This window comes from Streptomyces sp. 1331.2, assembly GCF_900199205.1.
Taxonomy (GTDB): Bacteria; Actinomycetota; Actinomycetes; order Streptomycetales; family Streptomycetaceae; genus Kitasatospora.
In genome coordinates this window covers 3,664,769-3,688,650 of sequence record NZ_OBMJ01000001.1, presented here as the reverse complement: position 1 = coordinate 3,688,650, position 23,882 = coordinate 3,664,769, and the positions used below count along the sequence as shown (strand labels likewise).

Genomic DNA, 23,882 nt, shown 5'->3' with positions numbered 1-23,882 from the left:
GTTGTGAGACCGACCCAACCGCCGCAATCTGGACGGAACGGGATTCCTGCCCGTTCGTCTCCACGCCAGGAGGTGGGACTCATGGCCCAGTCCGTCCACCGCATGCCCGCGCTCACGCTGAACACCGACGGCCACCCGCACCCCCGCGAGAACACCCTGGTGGCACTCACCGCCGTCCTGGGCGTGATCGCCTTCACCACCTCGTTCTTCTACAACCTCCACCTGCTGACCTCGTGGACCGGTTTGGCCGGCATCGTCACGGGCCTGTGGGGCATGTTCGTCTCGGTCACCACCGCCGAGCGCTTCGTCCTGATGATCACGCTCGGCGCCTCCGCGATCGGCTTCTACCTCGGAATCGCCCGCGGCGGCCTCTGGGGCTGAGCCCCGGGAGCGGCCACCCAGGAACCCTCGGCGCCCCCGTCGCGTATCTGCAGAGGAGACAGGTACGCGACGGGGGCGTCGTCGTGCCCGCCACGGCGGGTGCCCGGGCCCCGGACGATAGGGTCGAGCCCGAAAACCTGGGGCCACCGCAGCCCGACCGACGAGGAGCACCGAGCAATGAGCCTGCGCCTGAGGACGATCACCCGCGAGGAGCACCTCGCCTTCATCAGGAGCCGTGCCTCGGCCAGCCACATGCAGGTGCCGTCGTGGGGCGACGTCAAGGCCGAGTGGCGGTCCGAGTCGATCGGCTGGTTCGACGACGCCGACCAGCTCGTCGGCGCCGGCCTGGTGCTCTACCGCCAGCTGCCCAAGGTCAAGCGCTACCTCGCCTACCTGCCCGAGGGCCCGGTCATCGACTGGTTCGACCGCGACCTCGACCGCTGGCTCTCCCCGATGCTCGCCCACCTCAAGTCGCAGGGCGCGTTCTCGGTGAAGATGGGCCCGCCGGTGGTCATCCGCCGCTGGAACGCCCCCACCATCAAGGAGGCCATCGCCGCGAAGCAGGCCAAGCGCCTGCGCGACGTCGAGGCCGACTGGTACGAGGCGCGCGCCTTCGAGGTGGCCGACCGGCTGCGCAAGGCGGGCTGGCTGCAGGGCGAGGACGGCGGCGCCGGCTTCGGCGACGTCCAGCCCCGCTACGTCTTCCAGGTGCCGCTGGCCAACCGCTCGCTGGACGACATCCACAAGAACTTCAACCAGCTGTGGCGCCGCAACATCAAGAAGGCCGAGAAGAGCGGCGTCGAGGTGTTCCAGGGCGGCTACGACGAGCTGCCGATCTTCCACCAGCTCTACCTGGTCACCGCCGAGCGCGACAAGTTCACCCCGCGCCCGCTGTCCTACTTCCAGCGGATGTGGAAGGCCCTCACCGCCGAGGACCCGAACCGGATGCGGCTCTACATCGCCTACCACGAGGGCGAGCCGCTGGCCGCGACCACGATGCTGGTGGTCGGCGAGCACGTCTGGTACTCCTACGGCGCCTCGGCCAACCACAAGCGCGAGGTCAAGCCGTCCAACGCCATCCAGTGGCGGATGATGCGCGACTCCTACGCCCTCGGCGGCGGGGTGTACGACCTGCGCGGCATCAGTGACACCCTGGACGAGAACGACCACCTGTTCGGCCTGATCCAGTTCAAGGTCGGCACCGGCGGCCAGGCGGCCGAGTACCTCGGCGAGTGGGACTTCCCGCTCAACAAGCTGCTGCACAAGGCCCTCGACCTCTACATGTCCCGCCGCTGAGGAGGCTGACCCGATGACGCTGTCGCTCTACCTCGACACCGAACGCTGGCGCACCCACCAGCGCTCCGTCCTCGCCGAGTTCCCCGGCCTGGTGCCGGTCGCCAAGGGGAACGGCTACGGCCTGGGCAACCACCGGCTGGCCGAGGAGGCGACGCTGCTGGGCACCGGGGTGCTCGCCGTCGGCACCGCCTACGAGGCGGCCGACGCCGCCGAGTGGTACGGCGGCGAGCTGCTGGTGCTCACCCCGTACCGGGTCGGCGAGGAGGTGCTGCCGCTGCCGCACGCCCGGGTGATCCGCACGGTGGCGAGCGTGGACGCGCTGCGGGCGCTGCGCGGCGCCCGGGTGGTGCTGGAGTGCATGACCACCATGCGCCGGCACGGCGTGAGCGCCGATGACCTGCGGACCGTCGCCGCCGAGCTGGACGGCGTCGGCTTCGAGGGCCTGGCGCTGCACCTGCCGATGGACCGGCCGGACGGCTCCAGCCCGGTCGAGGAGGTCGCGTACTGGGTGGACACCGCCCGGGCCGCCGGCATCCCGGTGCACACCGTGTTCGTCAGCCACCTCGGCGCGGCCGGCATGGAGCAGCTGGCCCAGCGCTACCCGGAGACCGTCTTCCGGGCCCGGATCGGCACCCGGCTCTGGCTGGGCGACCACGCCGCGCTGGAGGTCCGGGCCACCGTCCTGGACGTCACCCCGGTGAAGAAGGGCGACCGCTACGGCTACCGCCAGCACCCGGCGCCGACCGACGGCCACATCCTGGTGGTCGCCGGCGGCACCGCGCACGGCATCGGCCTGGAGGCGCCCAAGTACGTGCAGAGCATGGCCTCGCGGGCCAAGGGCATCGCCCGGGCCGGTCTGGCGACCGTCAACAAGACCAAGTCGCCGTTCCACTGGTCCGGCAAGCAGCTCTGGTTCGCCGAGCCCCCGCACATGCAGGTGTCGCTGCTGTTCCTGGACGGCGAGACCACGCCCCCCGCGATCGGCGAGGAGCTCGGCCTCCAGGTCCGGCACACCACCACGCACTTCGACCGCGTGGTGGACCGCTGAGGAAGGCCCGACCGTGACCCGTCCCTCACGAGGGACGGGCTACGGCCGCTCGGCCGGCTCCGGCAGTTCGGGCTCGTCCAGCCACTGCTCGGGTCCGGCCGGCGCGTACGCGGCGTAGGTCTCCTCCTCGCGCAGCCGTCGGGCGGTGCCCAGCACGAACACGTCCGGGGCGCGGTCCAGCACCCCGCCGGAGGGGTCGTCGCTGCCGTCCCAGCGGACCGGGTCGCGGTCCGGGTACAGGACGTCGCGGACGACGAGGGTGACCAGGTAGAGCGTGCCGATCAGGTGCAGCCCGATCGCGAAGTGGTACCAGGCCTCGCCGATCCCGTGCTGCTTGGGCCCGGTGACGAAGCCCAGGTGGGACCAGATGCCGAGGGTGTACAGCACCTCGCAGCCCTGCCAGATGAGGACGTCCCGCCAGCGCGGCCGGGCCAGCGCCGCCAGCGGCAGCAGCCAGAGCGCGTACTGCGGCGAGTACACCTTGTTGACCAGTACGAACAGGGCGACCACCAGGAACGCCAGCTGCGCGAAGCGCGGGCGGCGGGGCGCCGAGAGGCCGAGCCACGCTATGGCCGCGCAGCCCAGCACCATCAGCACGCCGATGTAGACGTCGAGGTCGGCCAGGCCGACGCCGCGGGTCTGCATCAGGATCAGCCAGACCGAGCCGTAGTCCTCGCCGCGGTGCTTGCTGAACACGTAGAACGTCGACCAGCCCTGCCAGTTGGCCAGCATGACCGGCAGGTCGACCAGCAGCCAGGAGCCCACCGCGCCGCCCAGCATCAGCCGGAACTCGCGCCACTTGCCGGCCCGCCAGCAGAGCACCAGCAGCGGGCCGATCAGCAGCACCGGGTAGAGCTTGGCGGCGGTGGCCAGGCCGATGAAGACGCCGGCCCAGCCCGGCCTGGAACGGGCCCACCAGGCCATCGCCACGGCGGCCAGGGCGACCGCGAGCAGGTCCCAGTTGACCGTGCCGTTGAGCAGCAGGACGGGCGAGAGCGCGAACAGCACCGCGTCCCAGGGCCGGCGGCGGTGGGTGCGCGAGAGCGCCACGGCGGCGACCACCGCGCAGGCCATCAGCAGCCCGGCGTTGACCGCCCAGAACCACTGCTCCTGGCTCTGCTGGTTCCCTCCGGGCGTCAGCCAGGCCGCGACCTGCATGAACAGGCCGGTCAGCACCGGGTACTCCAGGTACTGCAGGTCCCCCGAGGAGCCCGGGATCCGGTCCACGTAGGGGTGCAGCCCGGCGGCGAAACCGCGTCCGGAGTACAGGTGCGGGATGTCGCTGTAGCAGGCGTGGATGTACTGCGGCGAGCCCGGCTGGAACCAGGCCTGCTCGTAGCAGGGCAGCTTCTGCACCATGCCGAGCACCGAGACCACGATCACCGCGAGCGCCAGGAAGCGCGCCGGGATCCACCAGGAGACGCCGAGCAGCGCCCGGCGTCCGGGCGGCCCGCCGATCACCTCGCTGCCGGCCGCCGCGACCGGGTCCTCGTCGGCCGGGACGACCACGGTGTCGGCCGCGGGCGCGGCCGTGGCGACGGCTGCCGGGGAGGGCCCTGCGGCGGCGCCGGACCCGACCGGGCCGGCGGTTTCGTCACGATCGCTCGACGTCATGCCGGACATCCTGCCGCACCATCCGCGCCGGAACGAGGAGGCCCCCGCGACGGCCTGCGGAGCTGTGCGGCGGCCGGGTCCGCGAATCGTGACGAAAACGGCGGTGGCGGTCCTCCGGGGAGGACCGCCACCGCCGTCACGGGTCTGCCGGGGCCGTGCCCGGCGCTACTGCCCCGCCGCGGCGCCCTGCGCGCCGCCGGTGGAGCTCGGTGTCGGCTTGCCGCCGCCGGTCGGCTTGCCCCCGCCGCCCGGTGTGGTGGTGTCGGTGGGCGTCGGCTGCGTCGGGCAGTTGATCAGCGGGATGCAGCTGCTGGTCGGTTTCGGGTTCTTCGTCGGCGAGTGGGTCGGCTGGTCGCCGGGGCAGTCCACGCCGGGCACGCAGTTCTGGGTGGGCTGCGGCGGCTGCGGCTGGTTGGGCTGCGGCGCCTGGGTCTGCGCGGGGGCCGACGGGGTGTCGGTCGTGGTCGGCGTCGGCGCCGCCGTGGCCGTGGACGGCGCACCGGAGGAGTCGACCTCGCTGCCGACCGGCTGCGGGCTCGGGAAGTCCATCTTCTTCTCGTTGGCCAGCGCGGCCTTCATGTACCGGGTGAAGACGTCGGTCGGGAGGGCACCACCGTGGATGGACTCCTGGCCGGCGGTGCCGTTGAGCGACAGCCGCTCGTGCTTGGTCGGGTCCTCGCGCCACATCGCGACGCTGGTCACCAGCTGCGGGGTGTAACCGACCCACCAGGCCGACTTGTTCTGGTCGGTGGTACCGGTCTTGCCGGCCACCGGGCGGCCCAGGTCCTTGGCCTTGGTACCGGTACCGTTCTTCACCACGTTCACCAGGACGTCGGTGACGTTGTCGGCGACGGCCGGCTCCAGCGCGACCTTGGGGTCCTTCTTGCCGAAGCCCGGGCGCTCCACGCCGTTCAGCTCGACCTTGGTGACCGAGTACGGCTCGGCCTCCTTGCCGCTGGCCGCCAGGGTGCCGTAGGCGGTGGCCATCCGGATCGGGCTGATGGTGGAGGTGCCGAGCGGGAAGGTCGCGGTCTTCGGGTCGGCCAGGCTCTCCTTCTTGACGCCCATCTGGACCGCCATGTCGGCCACGTTCTGGCCGCCGACGTCCTGGTTGAGCTGGACGAAGGGCACGTTGTAGGAGTACTGCATGGCCTGCCGCAGCGAGACGTAGCCGTGCTTGCTGGAGTCCTCGTTCTTCTGCCGGTAGGGCTTGCCGTCGTCGCCGATCACCAGCGAGCCGTCCGGCTTGCGGATCTCGGACAGGTCGTCGGCCAGGTAGCGGCTGTCGGCGTTGATCCGCTTCGGCTTGCCGTCGTCGCCCTTGGCGGTCTGCACGCCGGTCTGCATGGCGGTGGCCAGCACGAAGGGCTTGAAGGTCGAGCCGACCTGGACGCCGGAGGCGTCGGCGTTGTTGTCGAAGTGTCCGTTCTCCACGCCGTCACCGCCGTAGAGGGCGATGATCGCGCCGTCGCCGGGGCGGATGCTGGCGGAGCCGAACTGGATGTTGGTGTCGTTGTCCGGACGCTTCTGCGGGTTGAGGTTCTCCGCCTTGACGTCGTCCACGGCCTTCTTCAGGGCGTCGACCTTGTCCTTCTCGAAGGTCGTGTAGATCTTCAGGCCGCCCTTGTCGATCACCTGCTGGGTGATCGCCTTGTCGTTGTTCAGGACGTACTTGTTGGCGGTGTCGACCAGGTAGCTGATCTCACCGTTCATGTTGGAGCTGGGCTTCAGCGGGATCGGGTCCGGGAACGCGGTGCACTTGGCGCGCTCCTCCGGCGAGATGGCCTTGATCTTCACCATGTTGTCGAGGATCCACGACCAACGCCCCTGGGCCCGCTCCTTGTTGGCCGGGTTGGTGGGGTCGTAGTACGCCGCACCCTTCAGGAGTCCGGCCAGCATGGCGCTCTGACAGACGTTGAGGTCCTTGGCGTCCACCCCGTAGTACGCCTGCGCGGCGGCCTGGGCGCCGTTGGCACCGCGGCCGAACCAGCTGGTGTTGAGGTAGCCCTTGAGGATCTCGTCCTTGCCCTGCGACTGGTCGATCTTCAGCGTGATGAAGAACTCCTTCACCTTGCGGCTGATCGTCTGCTCCTGGCTCAGGTAGGCGTTCTTCACGTACTGCTGGGTGATCGTCGAGGCGCCCTGGGTCTCACCGCCCTTCGCCATGTTGTAGACGGCGCGGAGCATGCCCTTGGGGTCGATGCCGTGGTCGGTGCGGAAGTCCTGGTTCTCCGCGGCGATGACGGCGTTCTGCAGGTTGGGGCTGATGTCCTGGAGCTCGACGATCTGACGGTTGGTCGTGCCCTTGCGGGTCATCTCGGAGCCGTCGGCCCAGTAGTAGATCGTGTTCTGGTCCTTGACCAGCGAGTTCAGCGAGGGGACCTGGGTGGTCTGGTACAGGTAGAACACCAGGCCGACGAAGCAGCCGAAGACCAGCAGGAAGCCGCTCAGCCACTGCTTCCAGGACGGCAGCCAGCGCCGGATCCCGGTCTTGCCGAACCGCGGGTAGTCGATGAAGCGCTTCTTGCCCGGTCCGGCCGTCGCCGCGGCGGCCGCGGCATCACCCCGGCCACCCTTGCCCTTCTTCTGGGCGGCCTTGCGCATCTCCGCCCGGCCCATCCGCGGTTGCTGGGCGGTCTCCCGCATGCCCGGCGGGCGCCGGCGGCCGACCCCGTCGGAGCGCAGCTCGTCGGGCCCCGGCCCTCCTGGACGGCCGCCGCCTCCCGGGGGCTGCTGCCCGTCGCCGCCCGGGTTGGGCGTCCTTCGCCGTCGCTCGCTCATCTTCCAGCACTCCTCGTCAGGCGTTTCCGGCCTGAAGGCAGGGTTCACGTCCGATGCCCGCAAACCGCCCTAACCCCGGAGGTGGTCCTCGTGCACACGCGACAGCGTACGCAGCACTGAAATACAACTAATCGGGCATCAGTCGCCAATAACCGCAAAACGGCGACAGATCATTACACGCCCGTTGCCAAGCCCACCCGCGAGTCGGCTTGTGATCACATTCACGCGTGCCCCCCTTGCCGGTTCCCGGGGTCGGGTTTACTGTTCTCGATATATCGAGCCGATACATCGAAGCGGAATACCGCCGGATGCAGCGGCCGGACGAAGGCCGACAGGGAGGAGGACGACGACAGTGGGCAGGCGCTCAGGGGTGCTGGAGTTCGCCGTTCTCGGCCTGCTCCACGACGCCCCGATGCATGGCTACGAGCTGCGCAAACGGCTCAACATCCTGCTCGGCACGTTCCGGGCACTGTCCTACGGAACGCTCTACCCCTGCCTGAAGAGCCTGGTCGCCCAGGGCTTCCTGGTCGAGGACAACCCGGACGTCGAGTACGTCCCGGCCACCGCGCTCAACGGCAAGCGGTCCAAGATCGTCTACCGGCTCTCCGCCGAGGGGAAGCAGCGCTTCGAGGAGCTGCTCGCCGACTCCGGCCCCGACGCCTGGGAGGACGAACACTTCGGCGTCCACTTCGCGTTCTTCGGTCAGACCGACCGGGCCGTCCGGATGCGCGTCCTGGAGGGCCGCCGCAGCCGGCTGGAGGAGCGCCTGGAGCGGATGCGCAACTCGCTGGCCCGCGCCCGCGAACGGTTCGACGACTACACCGTCGAACTCCAGCGGCACGGACTGGAGTCGGTCGAGCGCGAGGTCCGCTGGCTCAACGAGCTGATCGAGACCGAGCGGTCCAACCGCACCGGCCGGACCGGGGCCGCCGCCGCCGCCGCCGGCGGCCCCGGCAGCACCGCCGTACCCCACAAGACTTCGGACGGCCGTGGCCAGGAGACCGGGTCCTCGGACCCGTCCGGGCCACCGTACGACCGCCCGGGGCGCTCCGCCGAGGAGCGCTGACACCGCGCCAGCCCTGTGCCGCGCGGAAGGAGTGGGCGCCTCGCGCCCCGCAAACAGTCATCGAAGAAGCAGGACGAGTGCCGCCGCCCCCGGCGGCCCTCATGAGATCACAGGGAGCAACCGGAAATGGGTTCGGTTCGCGTAGCCATCGTGGGCGTGGGCAACTGCGCCGCGTCGCTGGTGCAGGGTGTCGAGTACTACAAGGACGCCGACCCGGCCGGCAAGGTCCCCGGGCTGATGCACGTCCAGTTCGGTGACTACCACGTCCGTGACGTGGAGTTCGTCGCCGCCTTCGACGTCGACGCCAAGAAGGTCGGTTTCGACCTGGCCGACGCCATCGGCAACAGCGAGAACAACACCATCAAGATCTGCGACGTGCCGCCGACCGGCGTCACCGTGCAGCGCGGCCACACCCTCGACGGCCTGGGCAAGTACTACCTGGAGACCATCGAGGAGTCGGACGAGGCCCCGGTCGACGTCGTCCAGGTCCTCAAGGACCAGCAGGTCGACGTCCTGGTCTGCTACCTGCCGGTGGGCTCCGAGAACGCCGCCAAGTTCTACGCCCAGTGCGCCATCGACGCCAAGGTCGCCTTCGTGAACGCCCTGCCGGTGTTCATCGCGGGCACCAAGGAGTGGGCGGACAAGTTCACCGAGGCCGGCGTGCCGATCGTCGGTGACGACATCAAGTCCCAGGTCGGCGCCACCATCACGCACCGCGTGATGGCCAAGCTGTTCGAGGACCGCGGTGTCATCCTTGAGCGCACCATGCAGCTGAACGTCGGCGGCAACATGGACTTCAAGAACATGCTGGAGCGCGAGCGCCTGGAGTCCAAGAAGATCTCCAAGACCCAGGCCGTCACCTCGCAGATCCGCGACCGCGAGCTGGGCGCCAAGAACGTCCACATCGGCCCCTCGGACTACGTGGCCTGGCTGGACGACCGCAAGTGGGCCTACGTCCGCCTGGAGGGTCGCGCGTTCGGCGACGTCCCGCTGAACCTGGAGTACAAGCTGGAGGTCTGGGACTCCCCGAACTCCGCCGGTGTCATCATCGACGCCGTCCGCGCCGCGAAGATCGCCAAGGACCGCGGCATCGGCGGCCCGATCCTGTCGGCCTCCTCGTACTTCATGAAGTCCCCGCCGGTGCAGTACTTCGACGACGAGGCCAAGGAGAACGTCGAGAAGTTCATCCGCGGTGAGGTCGAGCGCTGAGCGCTGAGCGCCCGGGCGACTGACCGCCCGTAGCTCTCCGGAAGTGCCCACGATCCCCGGATCGTGGGCACTTCACCGTTTCGCGGCCAATGTTTCACGTGAAACATCGACCGGTTCCATGGCACCCTGGGCGGGTGGCGATCACCGAGAACGGCAGCACCCACCAGTCCGCGCACCGCGCCACGCTCCTCGATCTGCTCCGGGGCCGCGACTTCCGGCGGCTGCTGACCGCCCGGGTGCTCTCCCAACTCTCGGACGGCGTCTTCCAGGTCTCGCTCGCCGCGTACGTGGTCTTCTCCCCCGAGAAGCAGTCCTCCCCCGCCGACATCGCCTCGGTGCTGGCCGTGATGCTGCTGCCGTTCTCGGTGATCGGCCCGTTCGCCGGGGTGCTGCTGGACCGCTGGCGCCGCCGGCAGGTGCTCTACGTCGGCAACCTGGCCCGCTTCGGGCTGGGCCTGGGCACCGGCGCGCTGCTCCTGGCCGAGGCGCCGACCTGGCTGTTCTTCGCCTCCGCCCTGCTGGTCACCGCGCTCAACCGGTTCATCCTGGCCGGCCTGTCCGCCGCGCTGCCCCGGGTGGTGGAGCAGGATCAGCTGGTCACCGCCAACGCGCTCTCCCCCACCCTCGGGACGGTCGCCGCCGCCTCGGGCGGCGGCATCGGCTTCCTGCTGCACCAGGTGATGGCCCCCGGGCCGAAGGCGGACGCCGCGCTGGTCACGGTCGCCTCGCTGCTCTACCTGTCGGCCGCGCTGGCCGCCCGGCGGATGGACCGCGACCTGCTCGGCCCGGACCAGCACGCCGACCGCCCGGCGCTCGGCCAGGCACTGGTCCGGGCCGCAGTCGAACTGGGCGCTGCGGTGCGCCACCTGGTGCGGGACTGCCGGCCCGCCGTGCACGCGCTGGCCGCCGTCACCGCGGCCCGGTTCTGCTACGGCGTGCTGATCGTGGTCGTGGTGATGCTCGCCCGGTACACCTTCAACGACCCGGCCGACAGCGCGGCCGGTCTCGTCACCCTCGGCCAGGCGGTCGGCCTCTCCGCCGCCGGGTTCTTCGTCGCCGCGGTGGTCAGCCCCTGGTGCACCCGCCGGCTCGGCCTGACCGGCTGGATGACGGTCTGCCTGGTCGCCCCGGTGGTCTTCGTCCCGGCGCTCGGCCTGAGCTTCACCCTGGTGCCCTGCCTGATCGCCGCCCTGCTGCTCGGGGTGGTCACCCAGGGCACCAAGATCTGCGCCGACACCGTGGTGCAGGAGACGGTCGAGGACGAGTTCCGCGGCCGGGTCTTCGCCATCTACGACGTGCTGTTCAACGTCGCCTTCGTCGCCGCCGCCCTGGTCACCGCGCTGGTGCTGCCGCTGTCCGGACGCTCGGTCACGGTGGTCGTCGGGGTCGCCGCCGTGTACGCCCTCACCGCGGCCCTCTACCTGCGCGCCGCCCGCCGCCGCCCGCTGCCCTGACCAGCGATCCCGGAAATCCCCCGGGACTCGGGACGAATGGCGTCGGACCGAGTCGCTAAGGTGTCAGACCTGTCGGAGCGACAGCACTCTGTCTCGGGGGACGAACTGATGAGCACACCACCCAACCCGTACGGGCCGCCGCCCGGCGCATCGCCGTACGGTGCGCCCGTCCCCCCGCCGGCCGCGCCCTACGGACCTCCCCCGTCCTACGGGCAGCCCCCGCAGCCGGCCCCGCCCGGCTACGGGCCACCGCCGGCGTACGGGCAGCAGCCGTACGGCCAACCGCCGCACGGGCAGTCGCCGTACGGGCAGGCACCGTACGGCCAGCAGCCGCCCGCCGGGCCCTACGGCCACCCGCAGCCCGCCGCTCCGGCACCGGCCGCACCCGCGAAGAAGCTCGGCACCAAGTCCAAGCTGAAGGCCGTCGGCCTGGTCGGCGGCGGCATAGCCCTGGCGGTCGGGTACTTCGTCGCCGGGCCGAGCGTCAGCAGCGCCAAGCCCGGCGACTGTGTGCGGGTGAGCGGCTCCCGTGATGTCGAGATCGTCAAGTGCACTGATTCCAAGGCGAATTACCGCGTGCTGTCGAAGTTCGAAGGCACCACCGACGTGAACCGCTGCAAGCAGACCCCGCAGACCACGAGTGCCGTCTCCGGCAAGAGCGGCCGCCGCTGGAACAAGAAGCGGTACGTGCTCTGCCTCGGTCCGATGACGCCCACCACCACCGGCGTCCCGCCGGTGAAGAAGTCCTGAACTCTTCCGCCACTCCTTCCCGGGGGACCACCTTGTCCGTTCCGCCACCGCCCCAGATGCCGTACGGTCCGCCACCCGGCGACGGCAACCCGTACTCCTCCGGCGGCGCCTACGGCGCACCGCCCCCGCCGCCCGGCCAGCCCGGCCCGCCGCCGCCCGGCTACGGCTACCCGAGCCCCCCGCCGCCGCCCGAGCAGGCCTACGGCTACCAGCAGGCCGCGCCCGGCTACGGGTACGGGTACCCGCCGCCGGGCCCGACGGACGGCGTGACCTGCCGGTTCTGCGGCGGCTACCCGGCGGTGCAGACCACCGTCCGCGGCCACCAGGGCCTGCTGGTGGCCTACCGGATGCTGCGGATGTCCGGCCCGTTCTGCCGCACCTGCGGCACGGCCACCGTCCGCGACATGTCCGCCCGGACCCTGGTCCAGGGCTGGTGGAGCCTGGTGTCGTGGCTGCTGACCCCGATCACCCTGCTGCTGAACCTGATACCGCACAACAAGTTCAAGCAGCTGCCGCCGCCCGTCCCGGGCACCCACGGCCCGCAGCTCGACCCGGGCGTGCCGCTGACCCGCCGCCCGCACATCGCCATGCTGGTGGTCCCGGCCTCGCTGGCGGTCACCGTGGTGCTGGCCGCCACCGGGGTGCTCGGCCCGACGAAGACCGACAACCCCTCCGACCCGATCATCGCCGCACCCTCGCCGGCGGCCTCCACCTTCACCTTCACGCCCCCGCCGGCCTTCCCCTCGCCGACCTTCACGCTGCCGGTGGTGCCGAGCATCACCCTGCCGCCGGTCACCACCCCGAGCGACCCGGCCGACGGCGTCGACTCGGCCAAGGCCGGCGATTGCCTGCGCAACGAGAACGGCACCACCGGCGCGACCACGGACACCCACCCCAAGGTCTCGGTGCTGGCCTGCACCGACCCCAAGGCGCAGTACAAGGTGGTCTACAAGTACCCGGCCACCTCCGACGAGAAGGTCTGCGAGCAGCAGCCGAAGGCGGACAGCTGGTACACCCGCACCTACACCAACCTCCCGGCCCTGAACTACGTGCTCTGCCTGAAGAAGCTCAAGTAGCCCGGCCCACGCGCGAGGGGTGGCCCCGGCCGAGTGCCGGGACCACCCCTCGCGTCGTCGTGACCGGGGCCGGGATCAGCCCTGCTGCTGCTCCGCCCACCAGGCCCGCAGCGCCGCGACCGCCTCGTCGTGCTCCATCGGGCCGTGCTCCAGCCGCAGTTCGAGCATGTGCTTGTACGCCTTGCCGACCTGCGGACCCGGCTTGAGGTCGAGCAGCTCCATGATCTGGTTGCCGTCCAGCGCCGGGCGGACGGCGTCCAGCTCCTCCTGCTCCTTCAGCTCGGCGATCCGCGTCTCCAGGGAGTCGTAGGTGCGCGAGAGCGTGGCCGCCTTCTTGCGGTTGCGGGTGGTGCAGTCGGAGCGGGTCAGCTTGTGCAGGCGCTCCAGCAGCGGCCCGGCGTCGGTGACGTAGCGGCGCACCGCGGAGTCGGTCCACTCGCCTCCGCCGTAGCCGTGGAAGCGCAGGTGCAGCTCGACCAGGCGCGAGACGTCCTCGATGAGCTCCTTGGAGTACTTGAGGTCGCGCATCCGCTTGCGGGTCATCTTGGCGCCGACCACCTCGTGGTGGTGGAAGGAGACCCGGCCGTCCGACTCGAAGCGGCGGGTGCGCGGCTTGCCGATGTCGTGCAGCAGCGCGGCCAGCCGCAGGGTGAGGTCCGGGCCGTCCTGCTCCAGCGCGATGGCCTGCTCCAGGACGGTCAGCGAGTGCTCGTAGACGTCCTTGTGCCGGTGGTGCTCGTCGCGCTCCAGCCGCAGCGCGGGCAGCTCGGGCAGCACGTGGTCGGCCAGGCCCGTGTCGACCAGCAGCCGCAGGCCCTTCACCGGGTGCTTGGCCAGCAGCAGCTTGTTCAGCTCGGCCTGGACCCGCTCGGCGGAGACGATGGTGATCCGCTCGGCCATCGCGGTCATCGCGGCGACCACCTCGGGCGCCGGGTCGAAGTCGAGCTGGGCGGCGAAGCGGGCGGCCCGCATCATCCGCAGCGGGTCGTCGGAGAAGGACTCCTCGGGGGTGGCGGGGGTGCGCAGCACCCGGGCCTCCAGGTCGTCCAGGCCGTGGTGCGGGTCGACGAAGCCGCGGCCGGGCAGGTCGACGGCCATCGCGTTGACCGTGAAGTCCCGGCGGACGAGGTCCTGCTCGATGGTGTCGCCGTAGGTGACCTCCGGCTTGCGGGACGTGCGGTCGTACGCCTCGGAGCGGTAGGTGGTGATCTCGATCAGGAAGGAGCCCTCGGCGGTGTCCTTGCGGGCGCCGACCGTGCCGAAGGCGATGCCGACGTCCCAGACCGCGTCCGCCCAGCCCTTGACCAGCTTGAGCACCTGCTGCGGGCGGGCGTCGGTGGTGAAGTCCAGGTCGTTGCCGAGCCGGCCGAGCAGCGCGTCCCGCACCGAGCCGCCGACCAGCGCCAGCCGGTGGCCGGCCGCCTGGAAACGGCGGGCGATCTCGTCGGCGACCGGCGACACCCGCAGCAACTCTTGCAGCCCCAGGGCCTGGGCCTCGCTCAGGCCTGGGACGACCTGGACGGCGGTGCTGGAACGGTCGGTGCGCGCGGTGGGCTCATTGGCAGTGGACACGGCTCACAAGGGTACGTGCCCCGGAAGGTCAACCGCCCGCGCGTTTCGGGCGTCCTATCCCACAGCCCGCAACACTGCATCCCGGGCTGCATCGTTACCATGCCGGTGGACGAGTCTCGGGCACCGGACAGGGGATGCGGTGTCGCGCGCCGCCACGGCCTGCGGGACCCCGCGGCAGCGGTGCGGCGGCGACGGCGTCGGGCGAAGAGTTCCAGCAGAGTTCCAGGCATTTCAGATTTTCCAAGGGTTCCAAGCGAAGAACGCCGGGCGCACCGCGCCGGGCGACCAGCATCAGCGGCACGCGATCGAGAACGGCGAGGGCGAAGCGAGTGAGTGAGCCGACACGGCACTCGGGCCTGGGGGCGCACCGACAGCCTGGACGGGCCGACGGCCCCGCCGGACGACGTCATCCCGTCCGTCGTGCGGGCCTGCGCCTCGCCGCCGCCTGCGCGGCCGCCCTGACCGTCCTCGCGGCCGCCCCGGCCGGTGCGCTGCCCGCCGGCGGCGACGTCCGGTCGGCGGCCGACTCCACCGCCTCGGCCGAGTTCCCGGTGGTCCTGACCATCGAGACGCTGGCCCCGCAGGTCGCCGCCCCGAACGGCACCGTGACGATCAGCGGGCACGTCACCAACGGCGGCAAGTCGGCGCTCAAGGGCGCCCACGCGGCCGTCCGCAAGCCCGGCCGTCCGCTGGACCGGCGCAGCGACCTGACCAGCGTGGCCGGGCGCTCCACGCCGAGCTCCGCGGACGGCGTGGAGCTGGAGAGCCCGCAGTACGCCCTGCCCGAGCTCAACCCGGGCCAGACCCTGCCGTACACCCTGAGCGTCGCGGTGAACGACCTGGGGATGTCCGCGAGCGGCGTGTACGAGCTCGCGGTGGACGCCTGGGGCTCGACCGCCGACAACGCGCACGACCGGCCGCTGGGCATCGCCCGGACCTTCCTCCCGTACAACCCCGGCGGCGCCGAGGCGCAGCCGACCAAGGTCGCCACGATCTGGCCGCTGGTGCACGCGCCGGTGCTGGCCGCGCAGACCGTCGCCGACAACGACCAGTCCGTCCCGGTGCTGCACGACGACAGCCTCGCCACCGAGTTCGCCCCCGGCGGGCGGCTGTACGAGCTGGTCGACACCGGCGCCAAACTGAACGGCCTGACCTGGGTGATCGACCCGGACCTGCTGGACGCCGCACTCGCGATGACCAGGCCGTACCGGGTGCAGAACCCGGGCACCGAGTCCGCGGGCAAGCCGGCCCGGGAGGACAACACCGTCCTGGTCAACGGCTCGGCCGCCGCCACCGCCTGGCTGGACAAGCTGCGGGCCGCCGTCGCCAAGCCGGGCAGCCAGGTGGTCTCGCTGCCGTACGCCGACCCCGACCTCGCCTCGATCGCGCACAACGGCGCCGACCTGACCGCGGTGACCACCGGCCTGGGCAAGGCGGCCACGGCCGGGCGGCTGACCGTCGAGGGCCGGCTCTCGGTGGACACCCGCTCCGACGTCGCCTGGCCGTACCAGGGCTACGTCGACCAGCAGATCGCCGGCCTCGCCCAGCAGGCGGGCAGCGGGCTGCTGCTGGTCAACGGGGCGAGCATGCCGGAGCCGGACTCGCTCAACTACACGCCCTCCGCGGTCCGCCCGATCGGCAACGGGCAGAGCGCCGTGGTCGCCGACGAGACGGTCTCCGCGCTGTTCCGCGGGGACCTCGGCGCCCCGAAGGACCAGACCGAGGCGACCCAGCGCTTCCTCGCCGAGACCTACGCGATCACCCACGAGCAGCCGCAGAACCAGCGCAGCCTGCTGGTCATGCCGCCGCGGGACCTGACCGTCAACACCGCCAAGGTGCTGGCCAACGCCCTGCAGACGGCCTCCGACAAGTGGATCAGCCCGGTCAAGCTGGACGCCGTGGCGCAGTCCGCGCCCGACCCGAAGGCCAACACCGGCGTCCCGGCGGCCGCCGACTACCCGAACCAGGTCCGGGCCTCCGAGCTGTCGGCCTCCGACCTCACCGGCACCGCCGACATCCAGTTCGGCCTGGACACGCTGATGCGGGTGCTCACCCTGCCCCAGCGGGTGCGCGGCCCGTTCAGCGCCGCCATGGTCCGCTCGCTCTCCACCGAGTGGCGCACCCAGGCCCCGGCCGGCGCCGCCTACCGCACCGGTGTCACCAAGTACCTGACCGAGCTGACCAACGCCGTCCAGGTGCCGCCGAAGAAGGTGGTCACCCTGGCCGGCAACACCGGCCTGCTCCAGGTCAGCGTCCGCAACGACCTCACCCAGACGGTGACCAACCTGAAGCTGGTGCTCACCTCGACCCAGCCGAACAGACTGCGGGTGGGCAAGGAGGAGGAGCTGGTCCTCCCGGCCTCGCAGAGCGCCACCCTCCGCTTCCAGGCCGAGGCGCACAACAACGGGCCGGTCAACATGACCGCCCAGCTGTGGACCACCGGCCCCAACCCGCGGCCGTACAGCGCCCCCCAGCCGTTCACCGTGGAGGTCACCTCGGTGACCAACGGCGTGCTGTACGTCTTCGCGGGCGCCGGCCTCCTGCTGCTGCTGGCCGCGCTGCGCTTCATGCGCCAGCGCAAGCGGCGCGGCGGTCAGCCGCACGAGGACGGCGACCAGCCGGTCGGGGACGCTCCGGCGACGGGCGGGGCCGCGGCCCGGGTGCCGACCGCGGACGGCACGGACGAGGGCGGGGACGGCACGGACCAGGCCGCCGGCACGGCCGACGGGGACGGACCGGCGGGCGGCGAGACCGGTGACGGTCCTGCGCAGACACCGCGCGGGAGCAGCCCTGATGGCCGGGATCGGGCCTCCAGTGATGAGAAGGTTGGTCCTTGATACCGCCGACCCCCCGCAACGCCGGGCCGGCCTCCCCCCACGACAGCGAAGAGGTGACATGACCGGGCGCAGCGAGGAGCGGCCGCCGGGCCGCGGTGAGAGCCGGCCGGGCGCCGAGTCGCCGTCCGGCGACTGGTACGTGGCCGACACCTACGCCCAGGACCCGTACGCGGCCGACGCCTACGGGAACCAGCGGGACGGCCAGGACCCGTACGGTCTGCAGGCCGGTCGCCCGGCCGCCCCGCAGCCGCCGGCCGCCGCGTACGACGTGCCGCCGCAGCTGCCGCCGCAGGCCGGCGGCTACCCGACGCCGGTGCCTCCGGTCCCGTACCCGGCGGCGGAGCGGTTCTCGCCCCCGGTGCCGCCGGTGCAGTCCGGCTGGGACGCCCCGGCGCAGGGCGGCTGGCAGCCGGAGCCGGCCCCGGCTCCGGCCGGCGACCACTGGGGCGGCGCCGAGCAGCCCCGGCAGCAGTGGCAGCCCGGCCCGGCGCACTCCGCCTGGGACAGCGAGACCACCGAGTACGTCGGCGTGGACGCGCTGTTCGGCGACCGTCCGGCGGAGGCCGCGGCCCCGCAGCCGGTGCCGCAGCCCGCCCCGGCCCCGCACACCACCCAGCACCCGGCCCCGCCGATGGCCGCCCAGGGCGGCGCCCCCGGCACCGTGCCGCCCGGCGCGCCCGCGCCGTACCCGCCGGTGGGCGGTTACCCGGGGCAGCCGCAGCACCTCGCCGCGGACGCCCCGCGCCCCTTCGTGCCGCCGATCGAGTTCGACCCGCCGCTCTCCGAAGAGGAGGCCACCATGCAGGTGGCCGCCGTCGCGGTGCCGCCGGCGGTCGAGCCGCGGGCCGACGTCCTCGCCGAGGAGGAGGCGGCCCGGCAGCAGCCCGCGGCCGCGCCCGCCCCGGCAGCCGGTGGCGGCGGCGGCGGTGGTGGCGGCAAGGTCGCCAACCTGCTGAACTCCAGCGCGCTCATGGCCGCCGGCACGCTGGTCTCCCGCGGCACCGGCTTCGTCCGGACCATGGTGATCACCGCAGCCATCGGCGTCGGCGTGATGGGTGACTCGTACAACGCGGCGAACACCCTGCCGACCCTGCTCTACATCCTGATCGGCGGCGGCGCGCTGAACGCCGTCTTCGTGCCGCAGCTGGTGCGCAGCATGAAGAACGACGAGGACGGCGGGACCGCCTACGCCAACCGGCTGCTCACCCTGGTGATGGTCGGGCTCGGCGGCGTGGTGTTCCTGGCGGTGCTCGGTGCACCCGTGCTGGTCCAGCTGATCGCCCACTCGATGATGACGGACCCGGAGCGCGCCGACACCACGGTCGCGCTGGCCCGCTACTGCCTGCCCACCATCTTCTTCATGGGCATCCACGTGGTGATGGGCCAGATCCTCAACGCCCGCGGCCGCTTCGGCGCGATGATGTGGACCCCGGTCCTCAACAACATCGTGGTGATCTTCACCTTCTCCGCCTACATCTGGGTCTACGGCGGCTTCGGCACCACCCACGTCTCCCCGGAGTCCATCTCGCCCGAGGGTGTCCGGCTGCTCGGCCTGGGCACCCTGGTCGGCCTGGTCGTCCAGTCCCTGGCGATGGTCCCGTACCTGCGGGCGGCCGAGTTCCGCTTCCGGCCCCGCTTCGACTGGCGCGGCCACGGCCTGGGCAAGGCCGCCCGGCTGGCCAAGTGGACGTTCTTCTTCGTGCTCGCCAACCAGGCCGGCTACCTGGTGATCACCCAGCTGTCCACCAAGGCCGGTGAGGCCGCCGCGGCGGCCGGCCACAACGGTGTCGGCCTGGCCGCGTTCTCCAACGCCCTGCTGATCTGGCAGCTCCCGCAGGCCGTGATCACCGTCTCGATCATGAGCGCGGTGCTCCCCCGGCTCTCCCGGGCGGCCGCCGACGAGGACGCCGGAGCCGTCCGCGACGACATCTCCTACGGCCTGCGCACCACGGCGGTGGCGGTCGTCCCGGGCGCGTTCCTGTTCCTCTCGCTCGGCCCGGTGATCGGCCGCTCGATCTACGCGGTCGGCGGCAACCAGACCGTCCTGAACGACGCCACCAACGTCGGCCTGATGCTCTCCGCCTTCGCCCTGGGCCTGATCCCGTACTCGGCCCAGTACGTGATGCTGCGCGGCTTCTACGCCTACGAGGACACCCGGACGCCGTTCTCGAACACCGTCTGGGTCGCGGTCTGCCAGGCCGGCTTCTCGCTGCTGTGCTGGCTGCTGCTGCCCGCCCAGTGGACGGTGGTCGGCATGGCCTTCGGCTACGGCCTCGCGTACGCCGTCGGAGTGACGGTGGCCGTGCCGAAGCTGAAGAAGAAGATCGGCGGCCTGGACACCAAGCGGATCGGCAGGACCTACAGCCGGCTGGCCGCCGCCTGCGTCCCGGCCGCACTGGTCGGCTTCGGTGCCGCCCTCGGCGTCCAGCAGGTGCTCGGCGGCTGGCCGGGCAGCGTGGCCGCGCTGGTGGTGGCCGGCGGCCTGCAACTGGCCGTCTTCGTGCTGATCGCGAAGCGCCTGCGGATCGAGGAACTGAACGCCATGCTGGGCATGGTCCGCGGCCGACTGGGCCGCTGACCGTCCGACGACCGGCCGGACGAGCGGGCGCCCTGACCGGGCGTCAACCGGAGCGCACGGCTCCTCCGCTCGTCCGGCCGAGTGCTGGGCCACCGGCCCGTCCGGGTACGCCCGGCCGCGAGATGGCGACCCGGTGTCGGTTCTGCACCACATCTCTCCACCCGGATGCAACCGAGCGGACCCTTCAGCGGTCGTACCCGGTGGAGAAGAGTGGGCACAATTGTCCTGGAGCACAGGGCCACCAACCCGAGGGCTCCAGCGACTCTCTCAGGCCGGGGCGACACAAGGGGAGGCAGGACCACGGTGGCTGATGGCACCAAGGCGGTCGTCGACACGTCAACAGCTGACGCGGCGGCGGACGAGGCCGCGCTGGCCGCGGCGATCGACCGGCTCGCGGTCGCGAAGGACGCCCCCGGGCGCGCCCGCGCGGACGCCGAGGCCGGGGCCACCGGCTCCGAGGACCCCGCCTCCGAAGACCCCGTCTCCGGGGACACTCCCGAGGACAGCGAGGACAGCGAGGACGGCGAGGACGGCGAGCCCTCCGCCGCACCGGAGCCCTCCGCCGCACCGGAGGACTCCGTCGCCGAGGAGACCTCGGAGATCACCGCTCCGCTCTCGGTCCAGGAGATCCGCGCCGAGCTGACCGCCGACGCCCCCCGGAAGAAGCCGGCCCCCGCCGCCGCGCCCGCGCCCGCCAAGCGCCTCCCCACCGACCCGCAGCCCACCTTCGACCCGCGCGACACCGCCACGCTCCCGCGCACCCTCCCCGCCCCGCAGCGCCGCAGCGGCGACAAGATCGGCCACCGGTACCGGCTGGAGGAGTGCATCTCCGAGTCCGAGACCTTCAGCAGCTGGCGCGCCGTCGACGAGAAGCTGCGCCGGGCCGTCGGCGTCCACCTGATGGCCTCCGGCCACCAGCGGGCCCGCAAGGTGCTGGCCGCGGCCAAGTCCGCCGCCCTGCTCGGCGACCCGCGCTTCGTCCAGGTCCTGGACGCCGTCCAGGAGGGCGAGCTGGTCTACGTCGTGCGGGAGTGGCTGCCGCACTCCTCCGACCTGGCCAGGCTGCTCGCCAACGGCCCGATGGAGCCGCACGAGGCGTACCAGATGGTCCGCCAGGTCGCCGACGCCGTCGCGGCCGCCCACCGCCGCGGCCAGGCCCACCTGCGGCTCACCCCGCGCTGCGTGCTGCGCACCGACAGCGGCCAGTACCGGATCAACGGCATCGCGGTGGACGCCGCCCTGCGCGGGCTGCCCGCCGAGGACAGCGCCGAGGACCCCCAGCGCTCCGACACCCGCGCGATCGGCGCCCTGCTGTTCGCCGCACTCACCCACCGCTGGCCGTACCCGGAGGACCGCTACGACCTCCAGGGCCTGCCGAGGGGCCTCCAGAACGCCTCCCCGGACCAGGTCCGCGCCGGGGTCCACAAGGGCCTGTCCGAGCTCGCCGCGCGGGCCCTGTTCGACCACCCGCCGCACCACGCCGAGCCGATCACCACCCCGGAGGAGCTGGTCCGGGCGATCGCGCAGCTGCCCCGGATCCGCCAGCCCGAGCCGGAACTGCCCGCCTTCCCCACCCCGCCCCGGCACAACACCCACGCCCTGCCCACCGCGCCCACCCCGACCCGGGTGGCCGACGCCACGGTCGCCCCGCTGCCGGCCTCCTCCCGCCCGGCCGCCGCCCGGCGCACCCGGCGGCGGCTGCGCCGGGTCGTCAAGGCCACCGCCTGGACGGTCGCCCTGGGCGCGATCGGCGTCGCCTCCTGGCAGTTCGTCGACAACCTGCGCCACACCGGGGGCGCCGTCGCCTCCCCGCTGCCCTCGGTCAGCAGCGCCGCGCCCTCGGCCACCCACCCGACGCCGCACGCGCCGGTGCCGATCGCCGTCAAGGACGTGCAGTCGTACACCGCGCCGGGCACCCCCTCCGAGGGGTCGGACAGCCCCGCCAAGGCCGTCGACGGCGATTCGAACACCGTCTGGCAGACCCAGTGGTACGTCGACCAGTTCGGCCCCAAGCCGCCCGCACGCCGGGCGGGCACCGGTCTGATGATCGACCTCGGCTCGCAGCAGACGGTCTCCTCGGTGACCGTCCAGTTCGCCGGCGAGCACACCGCGGAGCTGCGGGTGCCCGGCACGGGCGCCGCCGCCAGGCCGATGCAGTCCAAGCCGGAGGACTTCACCGTCATCGGCAAGAAGAGCGGCACCACGGTCGAGTACGCCCTGGACAACCCGGTCACCACCCGCTACCTCTTGATCTGGCTGACCGCCCTGCCCAAGAATTCCGAGGGCAACTTCCAGGGCGGCGTCGCCGAGGTCAAGGTCTCCGGCTGACCGGACGGCCGCTGCGATCCGTCGAGCGACGCGCGAACGGACGAGGACCAAGGAGCGGCGGTGACGGACGGCGTGGACCAGACGGACGACGCGACGCTGCTCGCCCGGCACGTCGCCGGTGACCGGGAGGCCTTCGGCCTGCTGGTGAACCGCCACCGCGACCGGCTCTGGGCGGTCGCCCTGCGCACCCTGGGCGACCGTGAGGAGGCCGCCGACGCCCTCCAGGACGCCCTGGTCTCCGCCTTCCGCGCCGCCGCCGGGTTCCAGGGCCGCTCGGCGGTCACCACCTGGCTGCACCGGATCGTGGTCAACGCCTGCCTGGACCGCGCCCGGCGCACCGCCACCCGCCGCACCACCCCGCTCGACGAGGACCCGCAGCGGCTCGACACCCTGGTCGGCGCCGCCGAGCCGGCCGACTCCCCGGTGGTCCGGGCCGAGCTGCACCGCGAGGTGACCGCCGCGCTCGCCGCCCTGCCCGCCGAACAGCGGGCCGCGCTGGTCCTGGTCGACATGCAGGGCTACCCGGTCGCCGAGGCCGCCGAACTGCTCGGCGTCGCGGTGGGCACCGTGAAGAGCCGCTGCGCGCGCGGCCGCGCCCGACTGCTCCCGCTGGTCCGGCACCTGCGGGAGAGCGACGGCGGGACGGGTGTTTCACGTGAAACAACGGGCGCCCCCGGCTCGGCCCCGCCGCCGCGACCGGACGCCCCGGGGAACCCGAAGGCGCCCCGCACCGTCACAGGAACAGGCCCGAGCACCGGTCGGACGATTCTGGAAGGAGACGCGAGCACACGATGAGCGCCCACCTCTCCTCCCCCGACCACGCCGGGGACCACCCGTCGATCGACCGGCTGGCCGACCTCGCCGAGGACCTGGTCGACTCCCCCGACGCCGTGGCGGCGCTGCGGCGGCACCTGGCCGGCTGCGTCGAGTGCCGGGAGACCGTCGAGGCGCTCGCCGGGGTCCGGGAGCTGCTGGGCGCCGTCGAGGCCCCGCCGATGCCCGCCGATGTCGCCGCCCGGCTGGACGCCGCCCTGGCCGCGGCCGCCGCCGGGCGCGACGCCGAACAGTCCGACCACGAGGCCGCGCCCAAGCCCGCCGACCGCCCCCAGGAGGCCCCCGCCGCCCCCCGCCGGGCCACCACCCCGGCCCCGACCGTCCGCACCGCCACGGGGCCCTCCGCGCCGCCCTCCCGGCCCGGCGCCGCCACCGGCCCCGGCCGGCCCCGCCCCAAGCGGCGCCGGATCGCCCTGCTGCTCGGCACCGCCGCCGCCCTGGCCGCCATCGGCCTCGGTGGGGCGCTGCTGCTGCACCCCGACGACCGCTCCGGTGGCGCCGCGGTCACCGCAGCCGCCCCGGCCGGCACCACGGCCGCCGCCGACCAGAGCGCCCGTACCCCGCACGCGGCGAGTCCCGGCACGGTCTACGAGGCCGATCGGCTCGCCACCCAGGTGCAACAGCTGCTGGCCCGCTCGGAGACCGCTCCGGGGCTGCGGGCCACCGGGCCCGCCAAGTCCGAGGCCGCCCTCCCGGCCGAGGGTGCCCGGCCGGAGCTCACCTCCCCCGGTTCCCCCTCCGCCTCGCCCTCCGCCGCCCCGTCCCCGTCCGCCTCCACGAGCTGCCCGGCACCCGCCTCCGGCGTCCCGCTGGCCACCGACCGGGGCACCTACCGGGGCTCGCCGGTCGACGTCCTGGTCTACCCGGCGCCCGGCACACCCGGCTTCGTCGAGGTCTACCTGCGCTCCCCCGACTGCGGCCCGATCGTCCTGCAGCAGACCGTTCCGAGCCGTTGACCGACGGTTCCCATGCGATCCACGACCAGCACGGCACGCCGCTTCCGGAGTCCGGGCACCTGGTACGGATCCGCCTGGGAATGCGAGACACTGGGCAGTCGT

Annotated in this window: 16 protein-coding genes; 13 read left to right on the top strand and 3 right to left on the bottom strand. The window is 72.5% G+C overall.

The genetic code is table 11. From position 1 onward, the window contains the following. Positions 1 to 81 precede the first annotated feature (81 nt). The 3 genes from CRP52_RS15575 to CRP52_RS15565 all read left to right on the top strand — a co-directional run bounded on the left by CRP52_RS15575 (position 82) and on the right by CRP52_RS15565 (position 2,725). Positions 82 to 381: a hypothetical protein gene (locus CRP52_RS15575; RefSeq protein ID WP_030059643.1), complete on the top strand. Its 300-nt coding sequence runs from the start codon at positions 82 to 84 to the stop codon at positions 379 to 381. A gap of 177 nt (positions 382 to 558) precedes the next feature. Beyond that, positions 559 to 1,677, top strand: a complete 1,119-nt coding sequence (locus CRP52_RS15570; protein ID WP_097236951.1) for a lipid II:glycine glycyltransferase FemX — start codon at positions 559 to 561, stop codon at positions 1,675 to 1,677. 13 nt (positions 1,678 to 1,690) lie between these two features. After that, a complete protein-coding gene (locus tag CRP52_RS15565) occupies positions 1,691 to 2,725 on the top strand; it encodes an alanine racemase (protein WP_097236950.1) in 1,035 nt (344 codons plus the stop codon). A 39-nt stretch (positions 2,726 to 2,764) separates the two neighbouring features. Here the strand turns inward: CRP52_RS15565 and CRP52_RS15560 are convergent, their stop codons facing one another. Both CRP52_RS15560 and CRP52_RS15555 read right to left on the bottom strand, forming a co-directional pair. Continuing rightward, complete coding sequence (locus CRP52_RS15560; protein ID WP_097236949.1) at positions 2,765 to 4,339, bottom strand: glycosyltransferase family 87 protein; 1,575 nt, start codon at positions 4,337 to 4,339, stop codon at positions 2,765 to 2,767. A 165-nt stretch (positions 4,340 to 4,504) separates the two neighbouring features. Beyond that, on the bottom strand, positions 4,505 to 7,120 hold the full coding sequence (locus tag CRP52_RS15555) for a transglycosylase domain-containing protein (protein WP_097236948.1): 2,616 nt from the start codon (positions 7,118 to 7,120) through the stop codon (positions 4,505 to 4,507). 352 nt (positions 7,121 to 7,472) lie between these two features. Between CRP52_RS15555 and CRP52_RS15550 the strand changes: the two genes are divergently transcribed. The 5 genes from CRP52_RS15550 to CRP52_RS38225 all read left to right on the top strand — a co-directional run bounded on the left by CRP52_RS15550 (position 7,473) and on the right by CRP52_RS38225 (position 12,675). Beyond that, positions 7,473 to 8,186 carry a PadR family transcriptional regulator gene (locus CRP52_RS15550; RefSeq protein WP_097236947.1) on the top strand — a complete coding sequence of 238 codons (714 nt, stop codon included), beginning with the start codon at positions 7,473 to 7,475 and terminating at the stop codon, positions 8,184 to 8,186. 126 nt (positions 8,187 to 8,312) lie between these two features. Beyond that, positions 8,313 to 9,395: an inositol-3-phosphate synthase gene (locus tag CRP52_RS15545; protein WP_097236946.1), complete on the top strand. Its 1,083-nt coding sequence runs from the start codon at positions 8,313 to 8,315 to the stop codon at positions 9,393 to 9,395. Positions 9,396 to 9,529: 134 nt separating this feature from the next. Then, positions 9,530 to 10,849 carry an MFS transporter gene (locus CRP52_RS15540; protein ID WP_257032508.1) on the top strand — a complete coding sequence of 440 codons (1,320 nt, stop codon included), beginning with the start codon at positions 9,530 to 9,532 and terminating at the stop codon, positions 10,847 to 10,849. Between the two features lie 108 nt (positions 10,850 to 10,957). Continuing rightward, a complete protein-coding gene (locus tag CRP52_RS40495; protein ID WP_179852624.1) occupies positions 10,958 to 11,599 on the top strand; it encodes an LppU/SCO3897 family protein in 642 nt (213 codons plus the stop codon). 56 nt (positions 11,600 to 11,655) lie between these two features. Further along, positions 11,656 to 12,675, top strand: a complete 1,020-nt coding sequence (locus CRP52_RS38225) for an LppU/SCO3897 family protein (protein WP_097236944.1) — start codon at positions 11,656 to 11,658, stop codon at positions 12,673 to 12,675. A gap of 75 nt (positions 12,676 to 12,750) precedes the next feature. Here CRP52_RS38225 and CRP52_RS15525 read toward each other — a convergent pair whose 3' ends face one another. Next, entirely contained in the window at positions 12,751 to 14,178 is a 1,428-nt protein-coding gene (locus CRP52_RS15525) for a CCA tRNA nucleotidyltransferase (RefSeq protein ID WP_097240109.1), read from the bottom strand. A 398-nt stretch (positions 14,179 to 14,576) separates the two neighbouring features. On the opposite strand from CRP52_RS15525, the gene CRP52_RS15520 reads away from it, so the two are divergent. The 5 genes from CRP52_RS15520 (at position 14,577) to CRP52_RS15500 (ending at position 23,780) form a co-directional block, all read left to right on the top strand. Further along, complete coding sequence (locus CRP52_RS15520; RefSeq protein ID WP_097236943.1) at positions 14,577 to 17,084, top strand: DUF6049 family protein; 2,508 nt, start codon at positions 14,577 to 14,579, stop codon at positions 17,082 to 17,084. A 58-nt stretch (positions 17,085 to 17,142) separates the two neighbouring features. Then, positions 17,143 to 19,662 (top strand): murein biosynthesis integral membrane protein MurJ, encoded by a 2,520-nt coding sequence (gene murJ, locus CRP52_RS15515; RefSeq protein WP_097236942.1) that lies wholly within the window; start codon positions 17,143 to 17,145, stop codon positions 19,660 to 19,662. Between the two features lie 303 nt (positions 19,663 to 19,965). Beyond that, positions 19,966 to 21,990 carry a protein kinase family protein gene (locus tag CRP52_RS38220; RefSeq protein ID WP_097236941.1) on the top strand — a complete coding sequence of 675 codons (2,025 nt, stop codon included), beginning with the start codon at positions 19,966 to 19,968 and terminating at the stop codon, positions 21,988 to 21,990. Positions 21,991 to 22,050: 60 nt separating this feature from the next. After that, complete coding sequence (gene sigM / locus CRP52_RS15505; protein ID WP_097236940.1) at positions 22,051 to 22,785, top strand: RNA polymerase sigma factor SigM; 735 nt, start codon at positions 22,051 to 22,053, stop codon at positions 22,783 to 22,785. Next, positions 22,782 to 23,780: a hypothetical protein gene (locus CRP52_RS15500; protein ID WP_097236939.1), complete on the top strand. Its 999-nt coding sequence runs from the start codon at positions 22,782 to 22,784 to the stop codon at positions 23,778 to 23,780. Before sigM ends, CRP52_RS15500 begins: the two co-directional genes overlap by 4 nt. Positions 23,781 to 23,882: the final 102 nt, after the last annotated feature.